Annotated in this window: 10 protein-coding genes; 6 read left to right on the top strand and 4 right to left on the bottom strand. The window is 59.7% G+C overall.

The genetic code is table 11. From position 1 onward, the window contains the following. From AC5JJ6_RS35010 to AC5JJ6_RS34985, 6 genes are all read left to right on the top strand, one after another. Positions 1-255, top strand: a 255-nt coding sequence (locus tag AC5JJ6_RS35010; RefSeq protein WP_496046461.1) for a hypothetical protein, incomplete at its 5' end; no start/stop codon positions are given. A gap of 24 nt (positions 256-279) precedes the next feature. After that, a complete protein-coding gene (locus AC5JJ6_RS35005) occupies positions 280-591 on the top strand; it encodes a hypothetical protein (RefSeq protein WP_496046460.1) in 312 nt (103 codons plus the stop codon). Between the two features lie 240 nt (positions 592-831). Next, the gene (locus AC5JJ6_RS35000) at positions 832-1,098 is read left to right on the top strand and encodes a hypothetical protein (RefSeq protein ID WP_496046459.1); all 267 of its coding nucleotides are present in this window, start codon (positions 832-834) and stop codon (positions 1,096-1,098) included. 119 nt (positions 1,099-1,217) lie between these two features. Continuing rightward, a complete protein-coding gene (locus AC5JJ6_RS34995; RefSeq protein WP_496046458.1) occupies positions 1,218-1,661 on the top strand; it encodes a hypothetical protein in 444 nt (147 codons plus the stop codon). After that, on the top strand, positions 1,562-2,077 hold the full coding sequence (locus AC5JJ6_RS34990) for a tellurite resistance TerB family protein (RefSeq protein WP_496046462.1): 516 nt from the start codon (positions 1,562-1,564) through the stop codon (positions 2,075-2,077). The genes AC5JJ6_RS34995 and AC5JJ6_RS34990 overlap by 100 nt, the downstream gene beginning before the upstream one ends. Positions 2,078-2,734: 657 nt before the next feature. Beyond that, positions 2,735-3,481 (top strand): hypothetical protein, encoded by a 747-nt coding sequence (locus tag AC5JJ6_RS34985; protein ID WP_496046457.1) that lies wholly within the window; start codon positions 2,735-2,737, stop codon positions 3,479-3,481. Positions 3,482-3,597: 116 nt separating this feature from the next. On the opposite strand, the gene AC5JJ6_RS34980 is transcribed toward AC5JJ6_RS34985, so the two are convergent. From AC5JJ6_RS34980 to AC5JJ6_RS34965, 4 genes are all read right to left on the bottom strand, one after another. After that, on the bottom strand, positions 3,598-4,092 hold the full coding sequence (locus AC5JJ6_RS34980) for a cache domain-containing protein (RefSeq protein ID WP_496046456.1): 495 nt from the start codon (positions 4,090-4,092) through the stop codon (positions 3,598-3,600). 71 nt (positions 4,093-4,163) lie between these two features. Further along, complete coding sequence (locus AC5JJ6_RS34975) at positions 4,164-4,529, bottom strand: hypothetical protein (protein WP_496046455.1); 366 nt, start codon at positions 4,527-4,529, stop codon at positions 4,164-4,166. A gap of 266 nt (positions 4,530-4,795) precedes the next feature. Continuing rightward, the gene (locus AC5JJ6_RS34970; RefSeq protein WP_496046454.1) at positions 4,796-4,951 is read right to left on the bottom strand and encodes a hypothetical protein; all 156 of its coding nucleotides are present in this window, start codon (positions 4,949-4,951) and stop codon (positions 4,796-4,798) included. Between the two features lie 1,282 nt (positions 4,952-6,233). Beyond that, positions 6,234-6,578 carry a response regulator gene (locus AC5JJ6_RS34965; protein WP_496046453.1) on the bottom strand — a complete coding sequence of 115 codons (345 nt, stop codon included), beginning with the start codon at positions 6,576-6,578 and terminating at the stop codon, positions 6,234-6,236. Positions 6,579-6,714: the final 136 nt, after the last annotated feature.

The following is a 6,714-nucleotide window of genomic DNA, read 5'->3' as shown; positions in this document are numbered from 1 at the left end:
GGAGGCTATGGTTCGGTCGCCTCCGGCGCTACGTGGGGAGGACATGTCGGATACGGCTCATCGTATTGGGGGTTCCTCCAATCGGCAAGTCGCGGGCGGCTCATTGATCATTTGTCTTGTTGCCGCTCCATGACCGGCGTGTTCGTCAACACCGTCTCTGGCGGCTCCTCCAAGGCCCTGCGGCGAACGATTCATCCGAAGTGGCTGAGGCTTCAATGGACGCATTTGCCAGCCGGTCAATTCATGGCAAGCTGATGAGGACGTCCCATGAGGTGAAACATGAAGCTCTGCCATCTCTGCACCAATGTTTGCCAGAAAACCAGGAACTTCGACACCAGCGATCCCAGTGCCGTCCAGCAGCGGACCTGCCTCGCAATCCGTTCGATCACGGATCTGCTGATGATCAAAGGGCTGATCTGCCTCGACATCGTCGATGTCAGCAGCGTCATGCGGGATGGCGGTCGAGCCGTAGTCGGTATTGGTGAAGCTGCCGGCAAGGGTAGAGCCACGAGGGCGGCGGAAGCCGCGATCCTGGACCTGAAGCGGCAGCTTACAGCGATGCAGCCAGTCCACGCTCACAAGCAGCCTTGATATCGTTAAAGGTTGCAGCCCGCTGACAATCATCTGAAGACCAGGACATTGACCAGGAGATCGTCAGCGACATCGTGCTCAATTCGGCTTCCCGGCCGAGGAGATCGAGCGGGAAGGCGGTATCGTGCTCCAGGAAATCTCCCGCTACGACGCGAACCCGAGAGTGTCGCCTACTACGCCGCCTCGGAAGTCTTCTGGTCCGATCAGGCCCTGGGTCGCCCAATCCTGGAGCCGGCCGAGATGATCCGGGCGATCCTTCTCGATACCATCATGACCTACATGGCGGGCAACTACCGGGCCTCCCGCATGATCCTGTCGGTGCTTGGCAACATCGATGAGGCGGCGGTGCTGGCCGAGAGCCAGTTCGGGCAGCGTGGCGGCGTCCTCCGACCTATACCAGGAGCCGGCCCGGTTCGGCGGCGGCGAGCGGCGAGCGGGACTCCAAGCAGGTCCGTGGCCGAGCGGATCGAGCCGTCGGGCGATGACCGCGGTTGGCAGGCTGGATAAGCTCGAAGGCTACGACACCCTGGCGGCCCGTCTCGCCGGCTGATCGGCAGCGGGATGGTTTTTAAGGACCACCCCATCGTGGTAGCTTCCCTGATGCCACCGAGGCGGGAGAGTTGATCATGACAGCCCTGATCAAGGTCACGGTGACCGCGATGTATCGCGGCAAGAGCTACACCGGCGAGGCCGAAGTCGAAGTCGAGCGGCTAGACCAGAAGTACATGATCGCCCACATGGACCTGATCCGTGATCTACCGGCGGGTCAACTAAGCGACTGCGTGCCGCTGCGGGACCGCGACTTCGACGCCGGGACGCTGGTTTGGAGCCCCGAGGGATGGTGCTACGAGCCTCCCGAATTCAGCTACGACGAGCAGCACCTGCTGCGGAGGCTGGCGAACGATGCCTGCCGGTATGGCGATTGCCGGGGTGAGACGCTCGACTGCCTCCGGGCTAGGGGCCTCGCCATCTGGAATCCGACGACCGATCTTCCGACAGCGGAATACTGCTGGGTCAGCCTGACCAAGGCCGGCTTCGCGGTCGCAGACCAGTTGCCCGGCCGGCGGTAGCCCTCGCCCCCGTCGCCGGGCTTCGGGGACCGCCTTGCCAGCAGCCTGCGGGGACCGGCCGCCCCGCCGCCATCGAGAACAACAAGGCCCTGCTGCTCATCCGGGCCATGGTCGCGGGGGCCTACGCCGACGGCGATGTCTCCTGTGAGGAGCGGCAGGCCATCATGGACCGGCTCGATCAGGCCGGGGCCGGACCGGAGGAACGCCGCCTCGTCGAGTACGAACCGAGCAACCCGACGCCGGTCGAGGCCATCATCCGGGAAGCCCAGGCCCCCGACACGGCGGCTGAGGTCTATCTCGCCTCCAACACCGCGATCCGGGTCGATACCGACGCCGAGCGGGCCTACATGGATTATCTGGCCTCACGGCTCCGGCTGACACCGGCCGCCCGCCAGGAACTCGACCGCCTGCTCTAACCGGGAACCCCGGTGCGAGCCACGGTCAGCACCGCGTCTTCAGGGAATGCCATGATCGCTTACCCGGTCAGTGCCTAGATCAATGACAAGCAGGGAGTCGCCACTGTTACTTTCGGGATGACCGACGAGGACGGCTAACCCATCACGGTCAAGCTCAGCGTCCGCAACGCCGAGAACCCGCTCTGGGAAGCCGCCGACAAGCTCAAGCGGCTGATATCCGACATTGAGGAGGTGGCGATAATCAACGCATCGTATCAACGGGCCATCGCCGCCGAGTGAGTCGGGCTCTCAGCTTCGGCATAGCAATTGGATGCTGAGGAGGATCACCGGGCCGACATTGGCCCGGCTGGCCCTGATACCTTTCGTGATGATTGCGGAAGGAACTGGATGAGCATCCCTATGCCTCATTGGCCGACGTCTAGTTTTGCCGCGACAAACGATCCACAAGCCTGTTGTCTGCGAGATTGCGGCATCTTTGTAAACCAGCATGGCGATGGCCTAGCCCTGCGGGCCTGTGCATTGCGTAGCTTTCGGGATGGCGTCTTATTAGATCAGAGAGATCGGCGGCGACAGTCGGATTAGTTTCTTCCCCAATAAGCATCAAGTGAGAACCGTCGGGATCACTTCATCCCAGGCATCTACGACAGAACTTCAGTGATGAGCCATAATCTTCACGCTTGGCACTTGTTCAAGATGAAGCCGAGACGGCCCGATTCCGCCGTATTGATCCTAATCGTCCTTTCACTTCTCTTCGGCGTAATGCTCAGCATGCTGCATGCCGCCGAGGAAACTGGGAAGCCTATTGCACTAGGGAGCTTTACGGAACAATCAGCTATCATTTTGATCCAGTCTAAGCCTTCCAATCAGGAAACTGCCGCCTTCATGGTCCAGGTCGATCAGGAGTTTGAACGCCTGACCGCGTTCGATCCTTTCCACTACAGCAGGGACTTGGAGACCATTGGAGAGGCACTGGCCGTGATCAATCAGTGGCCCGTGCTCATCCAGCAAGCAGCGGCTCTCGACCTGACGCCGGACCAGCGGCGGCGTGTCCTGGAATTCCGCCATGAGGTGATCGCGGGACAGAAACACTTCTTCCCTACATTACGGAACGACTACGGGCCGGCAGTGCAGCAGAAGGTGGCCAAGCACAATGTCGCGGTTTCGACCTCTGAAACTGACCACACGATCATCGAATTCGTCGGCGGCATGTTCGGCTCTGTCGGGTACCAGCGGGGCTTCACCGAGATGATGTGGCCGATCCTGCGGCAGCTACGATTCAAGAAGGTCCAGTTCCGGGAATACCGTTCCCAGGGAACCTTTGCCTCGTGGAACATCCAGAGCCCCGAAGATGGTGTACTGGTCGTCTGGGAACGCGACGCCAGTGAATACCGAGTAGTCGAATGAGAAGCCCGGCAGCCCACGGATGCCGTCTTCAACTTGAGCCGAACGGAGACTTCAGTCCTTGCGGCTGGGGGAGCCTTACCCCGCTCCAGAGAGTCGAGGAGACCAGTGGGTCCGCCTCATTCCCCGCTTACCGCCTCGACGTCCGTGATGGTCAGTTGGTCATCATAGATCCCTGCCCCAACCGTGAACGGTGTATTCGGGACGGGTTCGATATAGGTCAGTTTCCGGGCAGGCTCCTTCTGGCCAGCCTTGGGCCAGTGATACTGAACCCAGTAGCCCTTGGTTGAGCCGACGGGGCAGAACATCGGGCCGATCACTTTGCCGGTCGGATCCCTGAGCTTGGACAAGGGCATGTCCTCGAAGCCGAACAGGGGGTTTGCCGCAACCTTCTTCTGCTGGCAGTCGATCACGAAGACATAGGTGTTGGCCCATACGTAATCGGATCGCCGTTCCTTGAAGGTCGCAAGGCCGGTCTTGCCGTGTTTTTCGAGATATCCGGCAGCTTGCTGGACCTTCTGAACGACCTGCTGAGGCGTCGCCTTCTCTTGACCCAACGCCGTACCGCTGGAGTGGATGAAGGCCAGGGAGAGGAAGAGGACCGTTTCTCGCATGATGGCCTCGTGATTGCTCTGACTCGGAAACGAGCGTGTTAAGACAGGTTTGCGACGAGAAAGCGGCCGTCTTATGCAAGCCCCGCCAATCTCTCGTCGTCTGCCACGCCGGGCATGAACATCATCAACCCGTTGCTGGTACGGGCGAGCCGTCTAATCTGCTTGGCGACCTCTGTGATCCAGTACGGATCATGGCTTTGCCGGGCGATTTCCCAGGCATCGATAACGTCAGCGATCCTGCTGGCCCAAACCGCCTCTTCCATAGTCAAGACCACCAGGAGGGCTTTGGCATCTCTCCGCAGCGGCCCGACATCGCGGCAGCGAAGCCGGATTGGGCAGTCGCCAATAAGATAGATGACTTCAAGATCTGCCGAGTCGGCAGATGATTGTTCACCACCTTCTAGGGATGCCGCCATGGGAATGGAGAAATCGATCATTGGCTTATTCCGTGTCGCAGACCAAGCAAGGCTATGTCGCCGTACGCTCAGTACGATGTTTATGCGGTCGGGCGTCGCTGGACACCAGTCCGCTGATCAAACCCTGGGAGGTGTCTCCACCCGCGAAGGTTCAGTGTTGCAGATCAAAGTACCGTCGGCCGGAAGGTTCAGTCAGGCTGAAGCACTCCTCTCCGCCTGGGAGTATGATGTGCCGCAGCAAGCTGACGTTGTCAGGAGCTATCCAGACAACGGGAATGCATCCGATTTTACGGTCCCGCCAAATCGGCGAGGACGTCAATGGTCGCGAAGGAGCCGACGAGCGGGTTGTCGCTCCCATGCTCCCGCTCCATCTCATGCACGTCATCGTCCCGGTCCGCTAGAGTCGCCGTCGGGCGAGCCGGCAGGCTGCCGGTAGCTTCCAAGCGGGATCTCCAGGTCCTGTCGAGAGGAGGAGGCCGTTGACCAGTGGTCATGCTGGCGTAATAGAACGGCAGGGGCTCAGCTTCCATACCGCTCGCTGCCGAGCGACCATCGAGCAGTGAGAGCCCTCCTAACGCAGCGGCTCCGGTGACTGCGGCCACGATCCATGCGGCCACTACTTCATTCGGGATCATCTTGCTGCCTCCCTGTGCAGCGTTCCCGTCACCTTGCCGAGACGTGTTCGCTTCCATTCGTCTCAGGCGAAACGATCATGCAGTTCAGCAACTGGCGGTAAGAGGATGGTCGCACCAGCGAAAAGAAAGTGCAACACTTATACCTTGGTTTACACCTCTACCAGGAGAGTAGTCTCTCGTTTAACTTTGGAATACGAGGCACACCGATTTTGGGATGGCGGAAACGCCACCGGGTGGCGTCGTTCCAAGGATGCTCCCGAGGGTCGGAGCCGCTTCCATGGCGACAATCATGCTGTCTAGCATTTATGGCCCACGGCGGCTTTCCTGTTGGTGTCCTGCCGACGATCAGCGAAGATGCTGCCTTGTCTAGATTTCTGATCAGCGTGCTTCAAACCTGAAATAGAAGCCTGGAGGCGGCGGATACCATCCCGGTCCGTACCATCCGTATCTCGGCATGGTGTTGCGGTACCAGTATTGCCGTCGAGCTTCGCGTCGCTGGCCGATGATCCTGCCCATTTGAACGCAGGCCCACCGGTCACCCCAGTCACATCCCCGCTGGAGATCCCTAAGATAATGAGACTGGCCGCCATGGTGCCAGTTCCAACTGCGGTCACGATGAGCCGCCGCCGGTTGAGCAGTCAGGAGAACCAGTGTGGCGGCAGCAATGGCGAACAGTAGTCGCATAACTCACCTCCTGTGAATTATTTCATCCGCCCACCAGGGCTGCGGCGACGGCCAGCGTACGGCAGGCGTTTGATCCTGAGTAATTGATGAGAGCGTGCTGGCATGAACGATCAGGCCACCAATCGCTCGCATAGCGGATTGGTACTGCTGTCGCGTTTCAGTCGAGAATTGAGGGCGGTCAGCAGCATAGGAAGCCGCCGGGTCAGCCTGGATCGGTATGGCCGTCAGGAGCACAAACGCGATCCCGAGCATCAGCACACGGGTACGCATGGGGCACCTTCATGAGGTTCATCTACATGGATCTACAGATGGGGACGGCAATCTATTCCATCACTGGGTATCACGCTGTGCAGTTCGCTTTTACCAGACCTCTTAGAGCATCAGCGGGATCAGGGACCGAATTTCATCAGGGTTCGTGTAAGGACTGTAGTGCTTCAATCAGGTGCTGGGGTAGGATCGGCTTGATCAGCACGCCGGCTGGCTCTGTTGCCTCGATCCGAAGGCGGGTCGCGATTTCGTTCGATCCAGTCAGAAAGATGATCTTGCAGGAATATTCCTTACAAATCCTCATTGCGGCCTCGACGCCGTCCATGCCGCTCCCCAGGCGGACATCCATCAGGACGACCGCGGGACGGTGCCGTGACGCCATCTTGATAGCTGTCGGCCCGGTTTTAGCGACCTGAAGGTTCCGGAAACCCGCATCTTCCAAAGTCATCCTGATCCCGAGACGAACGAGATTGTCATCGTCCACGATCAGGATGGGAGCGTCACTGGTCAGCATGGCGATTCGAAAGGACAGGGGAACGTCACGGTGATGTCGGTGCCCTGGTGCTGGTTCATGGTCATCTCACCATCCAACTGATCAACCAGTTCGGCGATGATCTGCT

The sequence above is a fragment of the Skermanella sp. genome, assembly GCF_059503625.1.
The sequence above is the reverse complement of the archived record's forward strand: the minus strand, read 5'-3'. Positions and strand labels throughout refer to the sequence as shown.